Genomic DNA, 21,857 nt, shown 5'->3' with positions numbered 1-21,857 from the left:
ATCCGCACATGACAGAACCTGAAAGGCAACTGTAGCAGTGCCGCGAACCGGGTTCCTCCCTATGCAGCAGCGGCGTGAACTGACCGCCCAGTTCTGTCCACCCAACTTTTACTGCCCGGATCGGCTGACGCGCCGGCGGTTGGCTTCGCGATAGGCCTGCTTAAAAGGCTTCCAATTGAGAGGCCGTCTCTCTCAAAGGGAGCTGTAGAGAGGATTTAACGTTTTCCAGTGTGTAAGCAAATGCAGTGGGCCTATCGAAGCGCCAATCCTTGTTGGCATACCCTCCAGAGCCCTCTTTAGGTTGTCCGCGGTGATCACCGAGCCTGCGTAAAGCCAGTTGGCCAAGTCAAGCATGGCGTCATATGCATCAGTTCAGTCGCGGTGCCGCAGGCATCCTTGAAAATCCTGATGCGGTAGTCGCGCGAAATCGCGTCTCACACTGTCGTTTCCAAACAAACCTCGCTTAAGCTCCGAACATTATAAGATGGTCCGCATTCAATCGGCGCAGCAAAATCTCCAAATTCGTGTTGTAGAACGCGCTGGGACGCTGCTTTCGTACAAGGCTAGCTTCCGGTTTCAGGTCCACGATGAATCTCGGCAGCCTGCCCGACGCTATGTGATGGGCGTCCGCCGTTCAAAGCCTCGTGACGTAGCGCGTCTACTCCTCTTGGATCATACCAATTCTGTGTATAGACAATAGGCAGCCCCGCTGCACGGCATGCATCGGAGAGCTGTCTTGGCACTCCGCAGCAGCTCTTCTCGATTGTAGATCGACCATGCCCCATCCGCTTCGATGCAGTCATGTAAATCCACCGCAATGACTACAGTGCGCTTGAACTGATCGGGCAACGTCATGTCGAGAACCTTTCCCCTTGTTCATAATTTACCCAAGGACATCTTCAAACAGCCGCGAGTCGTGATAGAAACGCTCCGAGGTCGATCGTGCCGATGCATGGGCGCACCTTCAATTGTCCGTCCAAACGGCTATTTGCCAATGAGGGCACGGAATGCGCAAGCAACCACGCCGCAATCGCGATTTGAATGCCACTTCCTGGTCAGATGGTTCAATTCTCAGGCCTGTTCGAAGAACTCTACTGCAATCAGCCGCTCTTTATTCCAGACGCTAGTGCTTTGACAGGCGAAAGATTGCTGCCCGACATAGACCATCTTCATGACAAGCTTAAAGCCGCTCGTAGGAGCATTCAATTTTTGCGCTGACACGATGCCCGCAGCGAGGGATCGCGAAAGTCCATCCCATACGCGCCTGGAAAGGGGGAGCCTAACGACCGTACGCGGCCGGCCCGGGCAGCATTAGTCCGAACGGCACGAGAGGAATAGCGGAACGACGTCCACAGGTTCTGCAGTCCTAGAGCAGTTCGCATTTAGGTTGACTTATAGCCTGCGCTTTCCATGTAGTTGTTGCATTCGTTTGGGCTGACCTGGGGTGTGGGCGATGGCGTTGTGATCGTTTGGCGGCACGGTCGGATGCAGTGCTTGAGCTTAGCAAACAGCTTCTCGATTGGATTGAGATCTGGACTGTAGGGCGGCAGGAAGAAGAGCCGCGCCCCAGCAGCTCTGACGATATCGCGGACGGCTTGGCCTTTGTGGGAACCGAGATTGTCGAGAATGACGATGTCCCCCGGCTTCAGGGCTTTGATGAGCTCGGTTGCGACATAGGCACGGAGGGCCTGCGCATTGATAGGGCCGTCAATGACCCAAGGCGCCTCCAACCCGATCATGGCGTAGCGCGGCGATGAAGGTCATGGTCTTCCAATGGCCATATGGTGCGTGGGCCATCAGCCGCTTGCCGCGCACACCCCAGCCGCGCAATGGCGCCATGTTTGTCTTGACCCATGGTTCATCCAGGAAGACCAAGCGCGTAGGGTCAATGCGGGTCTGGTAGCGCATCCATTGCGCTCGCCGGCGCATCAGCTTGGGCTTGAACTGCTCGGCCGGCAGAATGGGTTTTTTAAAACTCTTGCCCTCGCGATGCAGGAAGTGACCGACGCTCGCAGGGTGGATGATGAGACCACGTTCAGCCAGTGCCGCCGTCAACTGATGAAGCGTCACGTTGGCATCTCGCTCGACCTAGCCCAGGACGAAAGCACGATGCTCCCATCGATCAGATAGGGCCGGTGACCGCCCATCTTGCCAGGTGCCGCACTGCCAAGGCGACGCTTGCGCGCCGCCCACTTGATCACGCTCGACACCGCCACCCTCAGAGCCGCAGCTACCTCACGGCTCGTCTCGCCCTCTTCAAGTCGGGCCAGTGCTCGCTCCCGAAGATCCATCGAATAAGCCTTCGTCAGTCCCGACCTCCAACGGTCAGAACATCAAATCTGATTTGCTCATCCTTGGGAATCCCGAATCAGATAAAACGCGAACTGCTCTAGTGGTGTGATGGGATCGCAAAAAGCTTTCGCCCGAGGGACTTGGACATAAAGTGGGTTTAAGACTAGCGAAACCTTTTGCGCATTCTCAAGGCTATTGCCCGCGCCTATCATCAGCAAGATACAAATCCGGCACGCCTTCTTAGACGGCGGGGCCACGAGTGTTTTAATGCGGGACGCCGGTCGTTCCGCTATCGCGGGCGAGGCTCTGAATGGACACTGACGTTCCCGCAAACCGACGCCGCGGAGGCCGGTCTTCGGTGGTTGCGGCACGGGAGGCTGAAAGAAGGCCGCGTGTCTCGACTATCAAGTACGGAATTCGACCTGTGGAGGCCGTCAACGCCGAACAGCTTGAGCGCATTCATCAGGCTTCGCTGGCGATCCTACGCGAGATCGGGATCGAATTCAGAGATGAGACAGCGATCAGGCAGTGGAAAGAGGCGGGGGCGGATGTCCGTGAACACCGCGTTCGCCTCGAGGCCGACATGGTCATGGATCTCATCTCCAAGGCCCCTTCCCGTTTTGAAATGACGTCTCGCGATCCGTCACAGCGTTTCGAGATCGCGCCAGATACAATGACTTTCGGCGTCATGCAGGGTGCGCCAAACATCCGCGATCTTCAGGGCGTGCGGCGCGCATCCACGATCGAGGATCTCCGGAACATGAACCGGCTGACCCAGATGCTGCCCGGTTTCCATATCGCGGGCGGGTTCACCTGCGAGCCGACCGACATCGCCGTGCCATGGCGCCATCTGCACATCAATCATTCGAGCCTGGTGGAAACCAACATGCCTTTCTTCGGTCTGACGACCGGAAAGCAACGTGCCGACGACTCGATCGCGATGGGCCAGATCGTGCATGGCAAGGCATTCATGGATCAGAACGCGGTGATGATCGGTCACGTGTCGGGCAACTCGCCGCTTGTCTGGGATTCGACCATGCTGGAAGGGCTTCGCGCCTTCGCCGACGCGAACCAGGTCGTGCTGCTGTCTCCATTCGTGCTCGGCGCCGCCAACACTCCCGCCGACATCCCCGCCACGATCGCCCAGTTGAATGCGGAGGCGCTCGCCGCGCTGGCCTATACTCAGCTTGCCGCGCCAGGCGCCAAGATGATCTACGGTCAATATTCCGTCTCGGTGTCGATGCGCAGCGGCGCCCCCATGTCCGGCATGCCGGAAGTTACTCTGATCAACGCCGTCATCGGACAACTGGCAAGGCGCTATAACGTGCCGTGGCGAACCACTGCGTCTCAATCCTCCGCCAAAACCTTCGATGCCCAGTCCGGTTATGAATCAGCCATCGCCTACATGTCCGGCGCCAGCGCCTGCTCCAACCTTATGATGCATGCCGGCGGCTGGGATGAAGCCGGTCTGGTGTGCTGCATGGCGAAGTTCATCGCCGATGCTGAACAGAACCTGCTCATCGAGAAATACGCGCGGGGCATATCATTCGAATATTTCGAGGATGCGCTCGAAGCCGTCCGCCGCATCGGACCCGGCGGCCACTATCTCGGAGATTCCTTCACGCTCAAGCGCTTCAAGGACGCGTTCATCGCGCCGGAGATCCTCGACTACCTAAGCTACGAGCAGTGGAAGGTCAAAGGTTCCAAGGACATGGCACAGCGCTGCAGGGAGAAGGCGACAGCAATCATCGCGAGCTACGAGCAGCCGCCGATGGACCCTGCCGTCCGCGAGGAACTCGATGCGTTTGTGGCGAAACGCCAGGAGGATATTTCCCCGAGCCTCGCCTAAGTCCAGCCAGGCGCCCATGAATAAATGGACCGGGAACAATAAAATTAGGGAGAAGAAACATGGCGTTTTTCAGAAGCAATGGGGATCGCGTTCCAGCTTCCATCGATAAGATGGCGAGCGAGGTCAAAGCAGGCACGATGGACCGGCGTGAGTTCCTTGCGCTTGCAAGTACATTCGGCGCCTCGGGTGCGATGGCCTATAGCCTGATCGGCGTGGCATTTCCCCAATCGGTGCGCGCCGCTGAACAGAAGAAGGGCGGAATTCTGCGCGTCTCAATGCCCGTCAAGGCGCAGAAAGACCCGCGTACCTATGACTGGGTGGAACTTGCCAACATCTCTCGTTGCTGGCTGGAGCCGCTCGTCCGTTACACACATGAGTTCACGTTCGAACCTGTTCTGCTGGAAAGCTGGGAGATCAATGAGGACGCGACGGAGTATGTCTTCCACGTCCGGAAGAGCGTCACCTGGAACAACGGCGATACATTCGACGCCGATGACGTAATCTTCAACATAACCCGGTGGTGCGAGAAGGGCGTCTCGGGCAACTCGATGGCCGCTCGTGTCGGGGGGCTTATCGATGCCAAGAACGGCAAGGCGAGAGATGGAGCGATCGTCAAGGTCGATGATTATACCGTCAAACTCGAGCTAAGCGACCCCGACATCGCCATAATCGCGAATTTCACCGACTATCCCGGGCTGATCGTCCACCCCAGTTTCGATGCCGGCGGCGCCGACCCAGTCACGAAGCCGATTGGGACGGGTCCATTTGAACTGGTATCCTACTTGGTCGGCAGCAAGGCTGAAGTCAAACGCCGGCAGGATGGCAAGTGGTGGGGCGGCGAGGCGTTGCTCGATGGCGTGCAGTTCGTCGATTATGGGACCGACTTCCAGGCGACGGTGGCTGCTTTCGAGTCCGGGGAGGTCGATCTCAATCTGGAGACTCCGGCTGACTTCATCGACATTCTGGACAAGATGGACCTGGTAAAATCGGAAGTCGCAACGGCAACGACGCTCGTGTGCCGCACCAACACCGCCCACAAACCATATGACGACAAGAAGGTCCGAAACGCGCTGCAGATGGCGGTCGATAACAACGCTGTCCTTCAACTCGGCTATGCAGGGCGGGGAACGGTCGGCGAAAACCATCACGTCAGCCCAATTCATCCGGAATATTATGCTCTGCCCAAAAAGAGCCGGAACGTAGAGGGCGCGAGGAAACTCATTGCTCAATCCGGACATACAGACTTCGAGCATGAGTTGATCTCGATCGACGAGGATTGGCAGAAAAACACCGGGGACGCCATCGCGGCCCAGCTGCGCGAGGCCGGTTTCAAGGTCAAACGTACTGTGCTTCCGGGTTCGACATTCTGGAATGACTGGTCAAAGTACCCATATTCGCTGACCGTCTGGTACATGCGCCCCCTCGGCGTTCAGGTTCTTGCATTGGCCTATCGCACTGGCGAAGCCTGGAATGAGACCGCTTATTCAAACCCCGAGTTTGACGCCAAGCTCAAGAAGGCCTTCTCCGTGAGTGACGCTGCCGAGCGCAAAGAGTTTATGAAGAACATCGAGGACGTGTTGCAGGACTCCGGAGTGATCATCCAGCCGTTCTGGCAAAGCCTCTTCGGTCACATGAACAAAAAGGTCCAGAACTACGTAATTCACCCGACGTTTCAAATGGATCTGCAGAACGTCTGGCTCGCCGCCTGAAGGCTCCAGTCGAGCACGCCGACTGGAGGGCAGGCCTGGTCCGGAGCGTGGTGTCCAGATGGACGTCGTCGGGTGAACAGGACGGTGAAGTCTGGACGATGGCACCATGAAGCAGGGAGAACTGCGCATCTGTCGGTAACGGTGCGACCTGCTCAGGAATAGAAGAGTAGCTCTACCTGCCGTAGGGCCTTGCGGAATCCGGAGCACCTATTGCACACAACTAACTTTAGCGCGACGCCGCGATATTCCCCTGGACCCTGGTGGCGTAGCAAGTTTTCGAGCGAGAAAGCTTCTGGAGAACAGCAACATGGGTAAGTGCGGAATACTAGATCCTTTTGAGTGCGGGGTAATCCCTCTCGCTGATTGGATGACTATCGGGCTGCGCTGGGTTGTTGATCACTACAGGCCGTTCTTTCAATCGGTCAAGGCGCCCTTCGACCTTCTACTGCAGTGGTTCGGCATAGCGCTCCATTCGGTTCCTCCGGTCGTGATGATCATCGTTGCGGGCCTGGCGGCTTGGCAGTTCGGCGGACGGAAGGTCGCCGGGGTTATCGTCGGCGCTCTCATCTTTATGGGTCTCATCGGCGTCTGGCAGGACGCCATGACGACGCTTTCAATTGTGCTGACTTCGCTCGTCGTAGCGGTGATGCTTGGCATTCCGCTCGGTATCTGGGCGGCGCGGAGCGAGCGAGTATTTGTGGTGATGCGTCCGATCCTTGACGGGATGCAGACCATTCCAGCGTTCGTCTACCTGGTTCCCATTGTGATGCTCTTCGGTATCGGCAACGTGCCGGGCGTGATCGTTACGGTAATTTTTGCGGTTGCGCCGCTGATCCGCCTTACGAACCTCGGCATACGGCAGGTACCGGAAGAGGTGATCGAAGCCATGCGCGCCTTCGGCGCTACGGAGCGTCAGCTTCTGTGGAAGGCTCAGCTGCCGCTTGCGCTACCCACCGTCATGGCCGGCATCAACCAGACGCTGATGATGTCGCTATCGATGGTGGTCATCGGTTCGATGATCGCTGTTGGTGGACTGGGCCAGACGGTGCTGCGCGGCATAGGCCGTCTTGATGTGGGTTTGGCGACAGTCGGGGGCCTGGGCATCGTCGCGCTGGCCATCGTGCTGGATCGCTTCACGCATTCGCTGTCGACACAGAAGCGAAGGCCGGGCGAGCTCTGGCATCAAGGTCCGGTGGGACTTTTCAGGGCCGTCACCTTAACAACTAGTCACAGAAGCTGAGCAATTTGCTCACACAGGGAGGAAACGATGAAGATAAAATGTGTGGCGCTGGCCATGGCCGTGATGGCTGGCTATGCGGTGCCGGCAATGGCAGATCAGGTCATGCCGGCCTGGAGCGGAGCGACAGAAGAGCTGTTCCAGACATTTGTCGTGGATGAGGGTCTCAAGGAGCTCGGCTATAACATAGCTGACCTGACCCAGGTTCAAGTTCAGCTGGCGCATACCGCTGTAGCTAACGGCGATCTCACCTTTTATGCGGTGCACTGGGTTCCGCTTCACGACACTTTCTGGAAAGCATCAGGCGGCGATGAAAAGCTGATGAGCGTCGGCACCCTAATCAAGAACAGCCTGCAGGGCTATCTGATCGATAAGAAAACGGCCGACGCCACTGGCATCAAGTATCTTGAGGACCTCAAGGATCCCGAGAAGGCCAAGCTTTTCGACATCGACGGGAATGGAAAGGCAGACCTCTACGGTTGCGAACCGGGGTGGGGCTGCGAACGCGTGATCGAGCATCAGCTCGACGCCTATGGCCTGCGTGATACCGTCGAGGAAAAGCAAGGCGGCTATTTCGCCATCATTCCTGACGCGATCGAACGCATCAAGGCTGGCAAGCCGACACTGTACTACACTTGGACGCCGCTGTGGGTATCTGCCATTCTCCGCCCAGGCAAGGAGGTTGTCTGGCTCAACGTCAAGAACACCTCTCTTCCTGACGCGGAGACCGGCAACACAGTTGTTGAAGGCCTCGGGAATCTTGGCTTCGCCGTGAACGACCAGAAGATCATCGCCAATACGACTTGGCTGAAAGCCAACCCGAAAGCCAAGAAATTCTTTGAGCTCGTGCAGATCCCGATTGCGGACGTCAACGCGGAAAATCAAAAGGTTGCCAATGGTGAAAAGAGCAACGAGCAGATCATGAAACACGCAACCGACTGGATCGCCGCTCACCACGCTGATTGGGAAAAGTGGATCGCTGAAGCCAAGGCCGCCAAGTGAGGCTCTGAGGTTTAAATCGGCCGGCGGCATCCGCCGGCCGATTACGGTCTGAAGATAGGCACAACACACTATCGAGAGTTCCGCACATGACTATACCCGCCATCGTCTGTTCCGGCTTGTGGAAAATTTTCGGGACGCGCAAAGGGAAAGCCCTCGCGGCGGCCCGCGATCGCGGGTTCAGCAAGAGGCAAGTCCTTGAAGAATTCGATTGCGTTCTGGGTGTGGCCGATGTGTCCTTCTCGGTCGAGCCCGGCGAGATCTTTTGCATCATGGGGCTGTCCGGCTCAGGGAAATCGACGCTTGTCCGCCATCTCAATCGGCTGATCGAACCAACCGCAGGCGAGGTTCGGATCGGCGGAAATGCCATCAACAAACTTTCGCCGTCTGAACTCCGGACCCTTCGCTCAGAGACGGTCGGCATGGTCTTCCAGCACATGGCGCTGCTGCCGCACCGCACCGTCTACGACAATGTTTCCCTCAGTCTCGAACTCCGAGGCAAATCACGCAAGGAGTGCCGCCGCGTGGCGGAAGAAAACCTCAAGCTCGTTGACTTGAGCGGTTGGGGCGAGCGTTACCCGGACGAGCTCTCGGGCGGGATGAAGCAGCGGGTGGGGCTTGCCCGTGCCATGGCGGCAGACCCGCAGATCCTGTTACTGGACGAGCCGTTCTCAGCGCTCGACCCGTTGATCCGCCGCCAACTCCAACAGCAGTTCCTAGACCTCGCGAAGGTCGTCCAGAAAACAACGGTGTTTATCACACACGACCTCGACGAAGCCATTCGCCTGGGCGATCGTATTGCGATCATGAAGGATGGTAAGTTCGTTCAAGTGGGAACGCCGGAAGACATCGTAACCGCGCCCAAGGACCGCTATGTCGCTGATTTCGTCTCAGGCATTTCGCTGCTCAATCTCGTCACTGCCAGGAAGATCATGCAGCCGCGGGACAGCATAGCGACGCTTTCTGAAAAGAAATTCCAAGCGCTCCCCCGCGTGCAAACCACTGACAAGCTCTCCGCTGTGATCAGCACCGCTGCGGATGGCGGCGATCTGATCGCAGTCTATGACGGCAGCGAGCCGGCGGGCGTCGTCACCCGGCGCGCCCTGTTTTCAGGAATTCAAGGCGTGATATCGAGCCCCAAGGCCGTGAGTGGTTTGAAATCGGGAAAAATTTGCCGGTACGGGGGCAGCTCTGCCCCCTCAATCCGCCCAACAAGCTCTGGAAGATCAATCGATATGGACACAGCTGCGCTCTCTGCTCACAGCGACGAAGGCAAGAAATGAGCGAACCGACCTTGTCCCGTGCTTAGTAGAAGTGCTCGCGCAGTGCCCCGGCGCCCTGCATGCTGAACAGTCTGAAACTACTTTCGTGAAGGACCCCGCCGTCGCCCTTTCGCGGCGATGACTTACGTTCCGCCCGGGCGATCCACGCGCGGTGGACGCAACGGGCTTTAAATCCGCACGCCCATTTTACCACCGCCGATCTGACACATTTAAATTGGTCCTATTGAAGACTTGCCACCCACCCACGGCTGTGGTCGATCGTAGGGACCGGTACTGAGGACGTCTGCCTACAAGGCCTTGAGCCGCTCCACCGCGGTTAGGGCTGATATCTCTCGGGCCTTGGCCAGCATCACTACTTTCAAGGTCTCCCAACAAGAGACGGCATTGGGGATACGGACACCTAGACGCTTGACGTATAATTGCTCGCGTTACGTATCGAAGCTGCATCCCTTGCGAAGACGCGTTGCGCAGCTATCCACTCATTCCTATAGGTGTTTGTAACTCAGGCCCGCACTTTTTCAGCCTTCGGATCGTACATCGGCTTCAACGATGCTTCCGCCGCGAAGCGTTCGCCGGCGATTTCGATCTCGTAGGATGAAGCCAGCACATCGGCCTCGCTCTCGCCCCGGCATGGCACATAACCCAGCCCTACCGCGCCGCCGAGGTGATGGCCGTAATTGCCTGATGTGATCGGACCGACGATCTTGCCGTCGCGCAGGATCGCCTCGTTATGGAAGAGCAGGGGCTCTGGATCCTTAAGCCGGAACTGGACGAGCCGGCGTGACAGGCCGGCTTCCTTTTTGCGCAGCACGGCATCGCGGCCGATGAAGTCGCCCTTGGCGGTCTTCACCGCGAAGCCGAGGCCGGCCTCCAGCACATTGTCCTCGTCGGTGATGTCGTGGCCGAAATGCCGGAAAGCCTTTTCGATGCGGCAGGAATCCAGCGTGTGCAGGCCGCAGAGTTTCAGGCCGACATCGGCACCGGCCTCGTCGATCGCTTCGAAAACGTGTGCTGCCTGGTCGGTCGAGACATAGAGTTCCCAGCCGAGCTCGCCGACATAGGTGACGCGGTGGGCGCGGGCCAGGCCCATGCCGATCTCGATCTCCTGGAATGTGCCGAACGGATTTTTCTCATTGGAGAAATCGTTCGGGCTGACCTTCTGGATCAGCTTTCGCGCATCCGGACCCATGAGACAGAGCACGCTTTCGGCCGCCGTTACGTCGGTGACGACAACGAACTGCCCGCCGACATGGCGGCGCAGCCAGGCGAGGTCACGCTGCAGCGTGGCGCCTGGGACGACGAGGAAGAACGCCGTCTCCGACAGGCGCGAGACCGTCAGGTCGCTCTCGATGCCGCCGCGTTGGTTGAGCATCTGGGTGTAGACGATCTTGCCCGGCGCGACGTCCATGTCGTTGGCGCAGAGCTTCTGGAGGAAGGCACAGGCGTCGCGGCCTTCGACACGGATCTTGCCGAACGAGGTCATGTCGAACAGGCCGACCTTGTTTCGGACCGCGAGGTGTTCCTCGCGCTGGTTGTCGAACCAGTTCTGCCGCTTCCAGGAATAGCGGTATTCGCGCTCCTGGCCCTCGCGTGCGAACCAGTTGGCGCGCTCCCAGCCGGCGACTTCGCCGAACACCGCGCCGCGCGCCTTCAGATGCTCATGCAGGGGCGAGCGGCGGACATTCCTCGAGGTCGCCATCTGCCGATAGGGGAAATGGTCGGCATAGAGCAGGCCGAGCGTCTCGGAGACGCGCTCCTTGAGATAGCGTCGGTTCTTCTGGAATGGCTGGGCGCGGCGGATGTCGACCTCCCACAGGTCGAAGGGCGCTTCGCCGTCATTGATCCACTGCGCCAGCGCCATGCCGGCGCCGCCGGAGGAGACGATGCCGATCGAATTGTAGCCGGTCGCCATCCAGTAGCCGGACAGCTCCGGCGCCTCACCGAGATAGTAGCGGTCATCGGGCGTAAAACTCTCCGGACCGTTGAAGAAGGTGTGGATGCCGGCGGTCGCCAGCATCGGCATGCGGTTGACGCCCATTTCGAGGATCGGCTCGAAATGCTCCATGTCCTCAGGCAGTTGGTCGAAGCAGAAATCCTCGCTTATGCCGTCCATGCCCCACGGCTTGGCCACCGGCTCGAAGGCGCCCAGCATCATCTTGCCGGCGTCTTCCTTGTAGTAGGCGCACTCGTCCGGCACCCGCAGCACCGGCAGACGGGTGAGGCCGGGGATCGGCTCGGTGACGAGATAAAAATGCTCGCAGGCGTGTAGCGGGATGGTGACGCCGTTCTGCGCTCCCAGTTCGCGCGCCCACATGCCGGCGCAATTGACGACGATGTCGGCCTCGATCGTGCCTTGCTCTTCGCCTTGCGCCCAGGACACGCCGGTGACGCGGCCGGCCCTGGTATGGACCTTGGTGACCTTTACGTTCTCGACGATGGTGGCGCCGCGCTGGCGCGCGCCCTTGGCCAGCGCCATGGCGATGTTTGCGGGGTCGCACTGGCCGTCGAGCGGCAGATGCACGGCGCCGACGACGTCCGAGACATTCAGATGCGGATACATCTGCTTGACTTCATTGGGAGAAATCTCGCGGACATCGACATCGAAGGCACGCGCCAGCGATGCTTGCCTGTAGATCTCGTGCTTGCGCTCCTCGGTCAGCGCCACGGTGATCGAACCGACCTGGCGCATGCCGGTGCCGACCTCGGTCTCGGCTTCCAGCTTGACGTAGAGGTCGGCGGAATATTTCGCCAGCCGGGTCATGTTCTGCGAGCCGCGCAACTGGCCGATCAGGCCGGCGGCATGCCATGTCGTGCCTGACGTCAGCTGCTTGCGCTCCAGAAGCACGATGTCGGTCCAGCCGAGTTTGGCCAGGTGATAGGCGACGGAGCAGCCGGAAACGCCGCCACCGATGATGACCGCTCTTGCTTTGGCGGGAATGGCTTTGGCGGTCATGCGGCCTCGCGGCGGTAGCTGGAAGCGAAACGGCGCAGCCGGAGCGCTGCTTCTTGCAGCATAGGTTCGGGCTGGCAGAGGCTGATGCGGATATGGCCTTCTGGCACGGGGGTGAAGTGGCGCCCTGCGTCACATTCACCTGTCGCCTGCAACGACGATAGTGCGCCTTGATGGGCATTTTCTAAGCCGACCACCCGCTGCCTATTCATGGAGCGACATCCACAAGTTGATGCCCCCTCCGCAGAACGATGCGCAGGGTTTGTCACATCGAAATTGGGCCGCTCTACCACCGAGTTCCCACCTACCTCCGATGCAGAGTTGCCTGGGCATGCTTGTCCTCCGTTAGCGCGACGTTCATTGTTGGTCAGATTAGGCGTCTCTGACCCAACCCATGCGATAAACTCGACCCGTTTGACTGCCCTCTGCGCTCTTGACGTAGCCGAGCGCCACCTCGCTCGCCGGCACCGCCGCGGTGCCAGGAAAGAAGTCGCCGTAGAGCTGAACCGACTCCTGTACGAGAGTCGGACTGACCAGATTGATCCGCAGCCCCCGCCCAAGCTCGATTGCCGCGCTGCGTACAAAACCGTCTAACGCGCCATTGACCAGGGCGGACGAGCTTCCCTGCCGGATGGGATCTTCGTTGGTTAGACCCGAGGTCAAGGTAAATGATCCGTGGTCGCGGATACGCTTGAGACCCTTCGCTACGAGATTGACCTGCCCCATCAACTTACTGCGCAGCCCGATTTCGAACTGTTCATTCGTGAATTGGTTCAGCGGGGCGTAGTGCACGGCCCCTGCTGTGCAGATCAACGCGTCAAATGCACCGATCTTGTCGAATAATTGGTCGATAGAGTTCGGCTCGGCGATGTCGACGTTGAATAAGCCGCTAGTTCGCCCGACTCCTATAATGTTGTGCCGCTTGCCAAGTTCGGCCGCTACGGCCGACCCGACAATCCCAGTCGAACCAACCAGGACAATTCGCATAGGGACTCCCCTGGATATCCTGACGGCTAGGAGGCGACCTCAAACAGCGGGGCAAGTGCGGCGCGAAGCGCCATGTCCTGGTCCGCCGAGAGTTTTGCCAATGGCTTGCGGACATTCCCGGTTCCGAGGCCGCGCAGTTGCGCGGCTCTCAGAACAGAAGGCGTATATGGTGCCCGCCAGATAAAAAGCAACGAGGGCAGCATCCGCTGCCAAAGTGCCAGAGCCCTCTCCAAATCCTTCGCTGCCACAAGGTTGTACAATTCGACAGCCTCAAGAGGCATGTAGTTTGCTGCGCCCCAGATAACACCGCGCGCGCCTGCCATCAGCGCATAGAGGGTTGTTGTATCGCAACCATTTAGCACCTTGCCTCCCGTCTGCAGATACTCCTGATGCACGGTGAAGTCGCCGGCACTATCTTTGATGTAATTGAAATGCTTGAGACCGCTCAGTCGATCAAAAAGGCGTGGCGAAACCGCGATCCCGGTAGCCTGCGGGATGTTGTAGCCCACAATATCCACGCCAACCGCCGCGTCGATTTCCCTGTAGAAATTGAAAATTCCATCCTCGTCTGACGGACCTTCGAGATACGGCGGCAAAATCATCAGCGCGTCCGCGCCGACCGATTCAGCTTGCTGTGACCGCCGTATGACTTCGTCCATATTCAGGGCCGAGGTCTGGCAGACAACGTTGCAGCGTCCTGCGATGCGCTTCGCCCCGAGCTCGTAGAGCCGATTGCATTCGGACTCGGTCAGGTAAGGGTGCTGGCCTGTACCTGCCCCAAGAACCAAGCCGTGAACTCCCGCCGATACGTATTTTTCGATCAACTCTTCGAAGAGGCCGTAATCGATCGCACCGGTAGGTTCGAACGGTGTCTGCATTGCAAGATTGATGCCCTTCAGGTCCGCCATTGCCGTTCCTCTTATTGCTAGACTTCCGCGCCTGCCTGCCTGAAACGAAGAGCGGTCACGAACCGGACGCCCATTGATGTGACAAGTCTCGGATAAGTCCTGCTCGGAGCGGCCCGCGTCTTCAGGATATCGATCACAGCCGAAGATTGCCCCGTGGCCAGTTCGGCGACAGCCTTGCCAAAGGCAGCCCCTCGAGCGACGCCGGTTCCATTACAGAAGGCGGCACCATAGACGTCGTGCGCCAACTCGCCGAAGACCATGCCGCCATTTTGCGCGAGCGTAAGCAGACCACCCCAGCTGGCCTCAAAGCCGATTGACGAAAGCCCGGGCCATCGGCGGTCAAATGCTACCTGCTGCTGGGTCCGCGCCCTAAGGACATCTTGTTTGGTTGTTTTGAAATTAGTCGCATACGAGTAAACGTTTCTAAGGAAAAGACGGTTGTCTATAGTACGTCGCACCGTCGTCCCAAAGCTATCGGCCGGAATAAGCCCATATGTTCGCTTGTTGCCCACGTTGGAAAGCTCGCTCTCAGTGAGCTGTCTGGTCATGCTCGCGAACGTGTAGAGTGGTATGGCTCGGTTTTCGAAGAAGCCAAATCTCGTCAGATAACCCGATGCGCAGATGATGACCTTCGAAGCCCTGATTGTTCCAGCAGGCGTCTCGCAGATGTGCTTCGGCGCACCGAACTGGACCGCCACAATGGCGGTGTTTTCATGGATGGTAACGTTCTCGGGGAGGCTGTTTACGGCGTTCTTGAGATACTTCGCAGGCTGGACCAGAATCGTGCCAGGGTGATGCAAAGCTTTGACGTAGTGCTTACTGCCGGTGATCGACTGAATTTCAGGGGCTTCAACCCAGCTGTACTTCTGTCCAAGCTTATCGAGCGCCTCCGAAAAGCGGTGTAGATCGGCAACGCCGTGAGACGTGGCCGCGCTGTGGTATTTCCCCTGCGGGTCCCAATCACAGTCTACCCCATGCTCCTCGACGGCGGTTCGAATGTAGGCGATGCCCTCAAGGTTGACGTACAGCTCTTCCTTGTTTCCCCTAATGTCTTCAACGAAGTCGCGTTTTCGGGGATTGTGCGCGAGATCGATGACGAAGCCCATGCACCGCCCCGATGCATTGTCCCCGATACGTCCGGCGTCGACGAGGATTACCGAAGACTGGGGGTTGAGTTCGGCAAATCGGCGGGCCGCGTGAAGCCCCATCCAGCCGCCGCCAATGACCAGGCAATCGCATGTGACATCGCCTTGCTGCGGCACTAAGGGTAGCTCCGGTCCCGACGTGCGGTACCACCCTGAGACTGTTGGCTCCGGATGCGGTGCTTGGACGACAATACGCTCTCTTGTCTTTGTTTGATTCAAAGAGTTCACTGCCAACTCGCTCGGTGAAGGCGGCCGGTGGGTAGTGCACCGCTCGCTCTGGCTTGTTCCTGTTTCGAATAAACGATGTGTCGTTCGTCTCGTAGACGGAAAATATGCGGTCTGATATAGACCTGCTTCATGTCCAAGCTTCGCAATCTTGTCCCATCGACGCATTCGCTTTTCGTCTTCGAAGCGGCGGCCCGAACGCTGAGTTTCAAGAACGCGGCCAGCGAACTCAACGTGACGCAGCCAAGTATCTCGCATTCGATCAAAATGTTCGAAAAGCATTGCGGGACGGCACTCTTTGTCCGAGACAATCGGGGAGTGCAGCTGACCGAGCCCGGCAGGCAGCTCTACGATGAGGTGCGCAACAGCTTCCGCCGTCTGGAACAGCGGCTTGAGACCATCACTGATCGCGGAACGAAGTACATAACTTTCGCAGCTTCGACATCTCTGGCGGCACATTGGCTCGCGCCTCAACTCTATCATTTCCAGGAAGAGCATCCGGACGTCAGGATCAAGGTGGTCGCCACCGACCGCGATGTCGAGCCAGATCATGAGATCGACGTGACGGTTTGGGTGCGGCCCCGGAATTTTGAAAGGGCCAACAGCTGGTTCGTTTGCGACGAGATCATCTTTCCCGTCTGCTCACCGGCATATCTTCTGTCGCACCCCGCTCCCCAAGCCGTCGAAGATCTGATCCACCATCAACTGATTCATTCGTCCGATGCTTTTCGCAAGCGCCTGGATTGGCCCGAATGGGTCGAGTTGGCAGGCGGCGATGCCAGCGACATCAAGCCCAATATCGTGTTCAATGACTACCAGCTAACGCTTCAAGCGGCTCTGGCTGGTGAAGGAATAGCATTGGGGTGGTCCCTTACCGCCCAGCAGTTGCTCGACAACCGCCTCCTGGTCAAGCCATTGCCAACCCAAATCCAGACCGACAGGGCCTTCTTTCTGTTGGCCAGCGAGGATGCCAGCAAGAACAAGAGATGCAAGATTTTGGTTGACTGGTTTCTCGTCCAGTCTGAAGAACTCCGCCCGTGACCTGAATTGCCCCTCACCCTATCCGCCTCTGGATATAAACTGGATTTAAGACAAGCGAAAGCTTTTGCGCATTCTCAGGACAATTGCCGGCGCCTATCATCAGCGCGAGATTAAGCTAGGGTCCGCCCCTATTGGACGGCCGGGCCACTGATGTTTGACGCGGGATGCGGGTCATTCCGCTGAGGGTGACGCGATGATGGACACTGATATTCCCGCAATCCGGCGCCGCACAGGCCAGTCTTCCGGTTCCCAGATTCACCTGCGGGAATAGTGGCTGGCAGCCTGAAAATCAACTCCCAAGGCTTCGAACCGGAAGCCTGATCGGTGCCCCATCGAGATGGGGCGCCGACCTCCTTTGAATTGAGCATCAGGTGAACCAACATGGCTGACGAAGAGATCATCCTTTCCGAGCTGTCCGACGAGGAACTCGTGCAGCAGATGCACGACGACCTTTATGACGGGCTGAAGGAAGAAATTGAGGAAGGCACGGCCATCCTGCTGGAGCGCGGATGGGCGCCCTACAAGGTGCTCACCGAGGCGCTGGTCGAAGGCATGCGCATCGTCGGCGAGGATTTTCGCGACGGTATCCTGTTTGTTCCGGAAGTGCTGCTGTCGGCCAATGCGATGAAGGCCGGCATGTTCATCCTGCGCCCGCTGCTTATCGCCACCGGCGCGCCAAAGCAGGGCAAGATGGTGATCGGCACCGTCAAGGGCGACATCCACGACATTGGCAAGAACCTCGTCGGCATGATGATGGAAGGCGCCGGCTTCGACGTCATCGACCTCGGCATCAACAATGCGGTCGAGAAGTATATGGCGGCGATTGAAGAGCATAAACCTGATATTGTCGGCATGTCGGCGCTGCTGACCACCACCATGCCCTACATGAAGGTCGTCATCGACACGATGAAGGAAAAGGGCATTCGCGACGACTATGTCGTGCTGGTCGGCGGTGCGCCGCTGAACGAGGAATTCGGCAAGGCCGTCGGCGCCGATGCCTATTGCCGCGACGCGGCGGTGGCTGTCGAGACCGCCAAGGACTTCATGAAGCGCAAGCATAACACCCGTAGTTGAATGGCTGCGGTGCCAACCCTGAAGGCGCCGGTGTCGTTTGCGGCCGCTCGATGTTGATCACCATCAACCAGGATGTATGACCTTATGAATGCGCCATTTTCAACAGGAGATCATTCGCGGATCGTGGGATGGAACCCCAGCCGGCAGGTGATCGACACGCAGGACGTATACCGACTGGTTATCCTGGCACTTCCCGGATTTTCGCTACTCAGCCTTTCGTCATTTGTAGATCCCCTTCGCATCGCGAATTCTGTGTCCGGTCGATCATTCTTCGAGTGGACGATTGCAAGCCTGGATGGCCAGCCGGTTGAATGCGCCAGCGGGTTCGTCCTGTCGGTCGGCAGCGACTTCGCTAGCACCGGCGAATGCGTTCCGGCTGGCAAAGGTACGAACATGGTCATTGTCTGTGCAGGCGAACGGGTCGAAAGGCAGACGTCTGCTGCTCTCAGCAAGATTCTTCGGCTTTGCAAGCGGCATGGTGTTCCAATCACAGCGTTGGGTACGGCGACATGGCTGTTGGCGGACAGCGGGTTGCTGGACGGCACCGCGTGCACAATCCATTGGGACAAGAGAGCCGCTTTCTCTGAAAAATTTGGCCGGCTTCAGGTCACTGACCGGCTATTCGTTCGTGATAGTCACCTCCTCACTTGCGCAGGAGAATTTGCGTCGTTCGACCTCGTTATGGAGCTGATCAGCGAACGCCTCGGCAGAGACATTGCGTTGACCGTCTGCCGACATACGACTGCCGGGTATTGGCGCCCTGCCTCTGATAGACAATGGACCATGAATGGCGGCGAAGCCGGCATCTGCAAGCCGGTCGCCGAAGTGATTCGCATTATGGAGGAGCATATTGAGGACCCGCTGCCCTTACGCGACATCGCAAGATGTGTCGGCCGCTCACAGCGTCAGATTGAACGGCTCTTCCAGCGATCGGTTTCGTTGTCTCCCATGCGCTTTTACCTGCATTTGAGACTTAGCCGCGCGAAGCGTCTCATTGCACAAACAGAGTTGCCGATTATTGAGATCGCGGTCGCCTGTGGTTTCGTGTCGGCCTCACATTTTTCGAAGTGCTTCCGCGAAGCCTTCGGCGCCAACCCCAGTACCTGTCGCGGCTGACCCATACTCGGTGACGCCCCCTTACGAGCCCCGCAAAACCCACGTGCCATCAATTGGCAAGCACCTCGGCAGCCTGGCTTTCGCGCTCAACGCGATCGGGCCGATGCTCCGATGGGAGCCGAGGCGTCGAAGAGCACCGTGCCTGACGTCGACCGAAGAAGCCATCGTCGTCTGCCGCTGGATGACGTCCTGGGCTGTCCGAGAGGACACCATCCAAAGCCCAGCTTAGCGCCTCATCACTGACTCCAGCGCCAGGGCAATCCTGACCTGCCCCAAAACGGCGATAGTCCCAGCGGACGCCTCCTTCGGCCGCAAATCTTCGACCGCATCTGCATTGCCAATGGCAATCGAGCACCGGGCTGATCAACCCGTACCAGCTCATTCCGGACCCACCACATAGCAGGCCACTGGAATTGATAGAGCTGACAACGTAGGAGGCGCGCGGGATTTTCATGAGTTCGCGGGCAGTGCTGTACGCTGGGTCGCAAGTTCACAACCCGACACTTTGTCGGCTTTGTTGTTTGCGGACAGGCTTCGTTGGAGCAATGTTGTGTTGTTGTGCCTCAGCCTGATAGCAGAATTCATCAAAATTGCTTTTCTTCGGGCTTTTGGCCAATTGGCACGAGCTTTGATTCTCACATTTGAGAGTTGGCATCAGGAGCCGAATAGCCGCTTCCGATTATGCCTATCAGAGGAGTTGCCATGAATACCGTCGATCAGCAGACGACACTGGAACAAGTCGCACGACAGCGCATCAGGGACGCCCTCGTACTCGAGGGCGACGCCGATCGCCTAACCCAATTCTATCGGGGATGGGCTGGGGCCTACGATGTGGATGTTGGCTCCGAGGGGTACTACGGCCCGATGATCGTGGCGGAACTAGCGGGCACCGTGCAGGCAGCCTATTTGAGCAGCGAGCGAACTGCCATCACAATCCTGGATGCTGGCTGCGGAACAGGCCTTGTCGGCGTGCAACTGGAACGCCTCGGCTTCGGGCTGATCGATGGGTTCGATCTTTCCAAAGAGATGGCCGAAAAGGCGCGGCAAACCCGAGTCTACCGTCATGTCCAAGACTGTGTCGACCTTAACGGAGTACTCTCTGAGTACGCCGACGCGGGCTATGATATCACGGTTTGCTGCGGTGTCTTTACACTTGGGCACGTTAGACCAGACGGGCTGCGCGAGCTGGCTCGCGTCACGCGCCCGAAAGGATTCATCATCACAAGCATCCGCAAGAGCTACGCCGAGGCCGCATTCTTCGAGGACGAAGCGCGGCGTCTGCAGGATGAGGGCGTTCTTTTACTGGCGCAGTGTCTAAGCAACGGCAGATACGTGGCCGAGGAGCGTGCGGACTATTGGGTCTTTCAAGTGCCCGAGAAGGTCAGCGCGGCAGAGCGACAGGGGTTGTGATCATGCTCTGCCTCGGGAGCGAAACCCTGTTGTGGATGACCTAAAGACGAGTAGGGGTATTTCCAGCACGGTGGCGCGTTTCAGTACTACTTCGCGTCACGATAAATCCAAATGGCCGGCAGCTATGCGTCGGCTTCAATCGGCAAAACAAAGGTGTACTAATGTCCAAAGGTTTAGTAGCCAGACTAGACGATAAGCTGCGCGCAAAACGCGAAAGCTTTGACAAAATACCGGTGGTCGACATCGGACCGCTCCTCAACGGTACGAACAAACAGGTGGTGGCCAGGGAGATACGGTGGGCGCTTTCCAATACTGGATTCATGTATGTGAAGAACCACGGAGTCCCGCAGGATTTCATACAATCGGTGTTTGATGTGAGCCGCAGGTTTTTTAATTTGCCATTGTCGCAGAAGTCGTCACTGCATATTGGCAATTCCGATTCGGCCTTTCGCGGTTACATTGAGCTGTTCGGCGAGAACACCGATCCGGGCAAGACCAAAGACCTCAAGGAGTGCTTCGACTTCGGACCTGAACGTTCGACCTTAGAAGGTCCCTTTTTTGGTCCTAACCAGTGGCCCTCAGGTTGGCCCGAGTTTCGGGAGCTGACATACAGATACCATCAAGAGATGGTGGGCCTATCGAAAAAACTTTTGCAGGGAATTGCGCTCAGTCTGGACCTGGCGGAAAGCTATTTCGAGGACCTCATGCGGAACCCGATCAGCATTCAGCGGCTGCTTCACTACCCGCCGCAGAGTGGTTATATCAGCGAAGACATGATCGGAATCGGCGCCCACACCGACTACGGCAATTTGACCATCCTTGCACAGGACGACGTCGGCGGTCTTCAGGTCATGAACCGAGACGGCGATTGGGTACAAGGCACGCCGATCCACGGTACTTTCATAATCAACGTCGGGGACCTGCTTCAGCGGCTCACCAACGGTGTCTATCTGGCCAACCTACATCGCGTAGTGAATAGCTCAGGGCGTGAGCGATACTCAATCCCCTTCTTTATCGATGCTGATTTCGATGCGATCATTGAGCCATTGGCCTCATGTGTCACTGACAGCAACCCTCTGCGCTACCGGCCGGTGACTTGCGGCGAACACAAACTCGGGCGTTTCGCAGCAAGTTATGCTCATTTGGCCAAAGCATGAGAGAGCGGGCCGCCGCCTACTCGCGTGACAATACACTGCGGGGTCGAAGCGGCCCAGTCGAACTCAGAAAACGCCATAGGTGGGACAGTATTGTCACGCATTAGTCCCTTGACCGCGCCTTTGAAACTCAATGTGCGCGGCATCTGGCGGCAACAGGGGTTTTGCAGCCACTTCCTGCGGTATGCTAACGCTTTCGAGACCTGGACCCCCGGCTGGCGTGTCACGCGCACCATCCGCAGCAGGATAAACTGCTCGCTTGCAGACGCGTTGTCACCACTTCGCCTGCTGGTCTGTCGGATTCGCTACACACGCGTGATAGGCAATCTCTTCGTTAGCCTCAGTCAAATAGCCGAGAGAAATCAAAATCCTCGGCTGCCGGGCGGGTGAATCGGCACGATTTTTGAGTGTTTCCTGGGAGAGACAGTAGGCGCCGCTGACTGGGACCTAAGGCGCAAAACATGGACAAGCCCCCAAC

The 21,857-nt window shown here is 58.1% G+C and carries 14 protein-coding genes and 1 pseudogene; 10 read left to right on the top strand and 5 right to left on the bottom strand.

Translation table 11 applies throughout. The features are described 5' to 3' along the window. Positions 1–1,382 precede the first annotated feature (1,382 nt). Positions 1,383–2,309: pseudogene (locus tag EJ067_RS19130) on the bottom strand (IS630 family transposase). Positions 2,310–2,602: 293 nt separating this feature from the next. Here EJ067_RS19130 and EJ067_RS19125 point away from each other — a divergent pair. The 5 genes from EJ067_RS19125 to EJ067_RS19105 all read left to right on the top strand — a co-directional run bounded on the left by EJ067_RS19125 (position 2,603) and on the right by EJ067_RS19105 (position 9,369). Continuing rightward, positions 2,603–4,141, top strand: a complete 1,539-nt coding sequence (locus tag EJ067_RS19125; RefSeq protein ID WP_126080626.1) for a trimethylamine methyltransferase family protein — start codon at positions 2,603–2,605, stop codon at positions 4,139–4,141. 59 nt (positions 4,142–4,200) lie between these two features. Continuing rightward, the gene (locus tag EJ067_RS19120) at positions 4,201–5,850 is read left to right on the top strand and encodes an ABC transporter substrate-binding protein (RefSeq protein WP_126080625.1); all 1,650 of its coding nucleotides are present in this window, start codon (positions 4,201–4,203) and stop codon (positions 5,848–5,850) included. 367 nt (positions 5,851–6,217) lie between these two features. After that, positions 6,218–7,090: an ABC transporter permease subunit gene (locus EJ067_RS19115; RefSeq protein WP_245466464.1), complete on the top strand. Its 873-nt coding sequence runs from the start codon at positions 6,218–6,220 to the stop codon at positions 7,088–7,090. 27 nt (positions 7,091–7,117) lie between these two features. Next, entirely contained in the window at positions 7,118–8,089 is a 972-nt protein-coding gene (gene proX / locus EJ067_RS19110) for a glycine betaine/L-proline ABC transporter substrate-binding protein ProX (protein WP_126080623.1), read from the top strand. An 86-nt stretch (positions 8,090–8,175) separates the two neighbouring features. After that, the gene (locus tag EJ067_RS19105; protein WP_126087042.1) at positions 8,176–9,369 is read left to right on the top strand and encodes a betaine/proline/choline family ABC transporter ATP-binding protein; all 1,194 of its coding nucleotides are present in this window, start codon (positions 8,176–8,178) and stop codon (positions 9,367–9,369) included. Positions 9,370–9,871: 502 nt separating this feature from the next. Here EJ067_RS19105 and EJ067_RS19100 read toward each other — a convergent pair. From EJ067_RS19100 to EJ067_RS19080, 4 genes are all read right to left on the bottom strand, one after another. After that, positions 9,872–12,322 (bottom strand): FAD-dependent oxidoreductase, encoded by a 2,451-nt coding sequence (locus EJ067_RS19100; protein ID WP_126080621.1) that lies wholly within the window; start codon positions 12,320–12,322, stop codon positions 9,872–9,874. A gap of 369 nt (positions 12,323–12,691) precedes the next feature. Then, positions 12,692–13,306 (bottom strand): short chain dehydrogenase, encoded by a 615-nt coding sequence (locus EJ067_RS19090; RefSeq protein ID WP_126080619.1) that lies wholly within the window; start codon positions 13,304–13,306, stop codon positions 12,692–12,694. Between the two features lie 26 nt (positions 13,307–13,332). After that, the gene (locus tag EJ067_RS19085) at positions 13,333–14,214 is read right to left on the bottom strand and encodes a dihydrodipicolinate synthase family protein (protein WP_126080618.1); all 882 of its coding nucleotides are present in this window, start codon (positions 14,212–14,214) and stop codon (positions 13,333–13,335) included. Positions 14,215–14,231: 17 nt separating this feature from the next. Then, entirely contained in the window at positions 14,232–15,476 is a 1,245-nt protein-coding gene (locus EJ067_RS19080) for an FAD-binding oxidoreductase (protein WP_245459658.1), read from the bottom strand. Between the two features lie 240 nt (positions 15,477–15,716). Between EJ067_RS19080 and EJ067_RS19075 the strand changes: the two genes are divergently transcribed. The 5 genes from EJ067_RS19075 to EJ067_RS19055 all read left to right on the top strand — a co-directional run bounded on the left by EJ067_RS19075 (position 15,717) and on the right by EJ067_RS19055 (position 21,382). Further along, positions 15,717–16,625, top strand: a complete 909-nt coding sequence (locus EJ067_RS19075) for a LysR substrate-binding domain-containing protein (protein WP_126080616.1) — start codon at positions 15,717–15,719, stop codon at positions 16,623–16,625. 381 nt (positions 16,626–17,006) lie between these two features. After that, complete coding sequence (locus tag EJ067_RS19070; protein ID WP_126080615.1) at positions 17,007–17,699, top strand: B12-binding domain-containing protein; 693 nt, start codon at positions 17,007–17,009, stop codon at positions 17,697–17,699. A gap of 84 nt (positions 17,700–17,783) precedes the next feature. Then, entirely contained in the window at positions 17,784–18,815 is a 1,032-nt protein-coding gene (locus EJ067_RS19065) for a GlxA family transcriptional regulator (protein WP_164762826.1), read from the top strand. Positions 18,816–19,517: 702 nt separating this feature from the next. Then, positions 19,518–20,225, top strand: coding sequence for a class I SAM-dependent methyltransferase (locus EJ067_RS19060; RefSeq protein WP_126080613.1), 708 nt, complete (start codon positions 19,518–19,520; stop codon positions 20,223–20,225). Between the two features lie 161 nt (positions 20,226–20,386). Then, positions 20,387–21,382, top strand: coding sequence for a 2-oxoglutarate and iron-dependent oxygenase domain-containing protein (locus EJ067_RS19055; protein WP_126080612.1), 996 nt, complete (start codon positions 20,387–20,389; stop codon positions 21,380–21,382). Positions 21,383–21,857: the final 475 nt, after the last annotated feature.

Origin of the sequence: Mesorhizobium sp. M1D.F.Ca.ET.043.01.1.1 (assembly GCF_003952385.1) — a bacterium.
Lineage (GTDB): Bacteria > Pseudomonadota > Alphaproteobacteria > Rhizobiales > Rhizobiaceae > Mesorhizobium.
This window is presented reverse-complemented; position numbering and strand designations above follow the sequence as displayed.

Bases quoted from the DNA above. Each gene is read 5' to 3' on its own strand.
- EJ067_RS19125 (WP_126080626.1), top strand. From the start codon at position 2,603: ATGGACACTGACGTTCCCGCAAACCGACGCCGCGGAGGCCGGTCTTCG.
- EJ067_RS19120 (WP_126080625.1), top strand. From the start codon at position 4,201: ATGGCGTTTTTCAGAAGCAATGGGGATCGCGTTCCAGCTTCCATCGAT.
- EJ067_RS19115 (WP_245466464.1), top strand. From the start codon at position 6,218: ATGACTATCGGGCTGCGCTGGGTTGTTGATCACTACAGGCCGTTCTTT.
- proX (WP_126080623.1), top strand. From the start codon at position 7,118: ATGAAGATAAAATGTGTGGCGCTGGCCATGGCCGTGATGGCTGGCTAT.
- EJ067_RS19105 (WP_126087042.1), top strand. From the start codon at position 8,176: ATGACTATACCCGCCATCGTCTGTTCCGGCTTGTGGAAAATTTTCGGG.
- EJ067_RS19100 (WP_126080621.1), bottom strand. From the start codon at position 12,322: ATGACCGCCAAAGCCATTCCCGCCAAAGCAAGAGCGGTCATCATCGGT.
- EJ067_RS19090 (WP_126080619.1), bottom strand. From the start codon at position 13,306: ATGCGAATTGTCCTGGTTGGTTCGACTGGGATTGTCGGGTCGGCCGTA.
- EJ067_RS19085 (WP_126080618.1), bottom strand. From the start codon at position 14,214: ATGGCGGACCTGAAGGGCATCAATCTTGCAATGCAGACACCGTTCGAA.
- EJ067_RS19075 (WP_126080616.1), top strand. From the start codon at position 15,717: ATGTCCAAGCTTCGCAATCTTGTCCCATCGACGCATTCGCTTTTCGTC.
- EJ067_RS19070 (WP_126080615.1), top strand. From the start codon at position 17,007: ATGGCTGACGAAGAGATCATCCTTTCCGAGCTGTCCGACGAGGAACTC.
- EJ067_RS19065 (WP_164762826.1), top strand. From the start codon at position 17,784: ATGAATGCGCCATTTTCAACAGGAGATCATTCGCGGATCGTGGGATGG.
- EJ067_RS19060 (WP_126080613.1), top strand. From the start codon at position 19,518: ATGAATACCGTCGATCAGCAGACGACACTGGAACAAGTCGCACGACAG.
- EJ067_RS19055 (WP_126080612.1), top strand. From the start codon at position 20,387: ATGTCCAAAGGTTTAGTAGCCAGACTAGACGATAAGCTGCGCGCAAAA.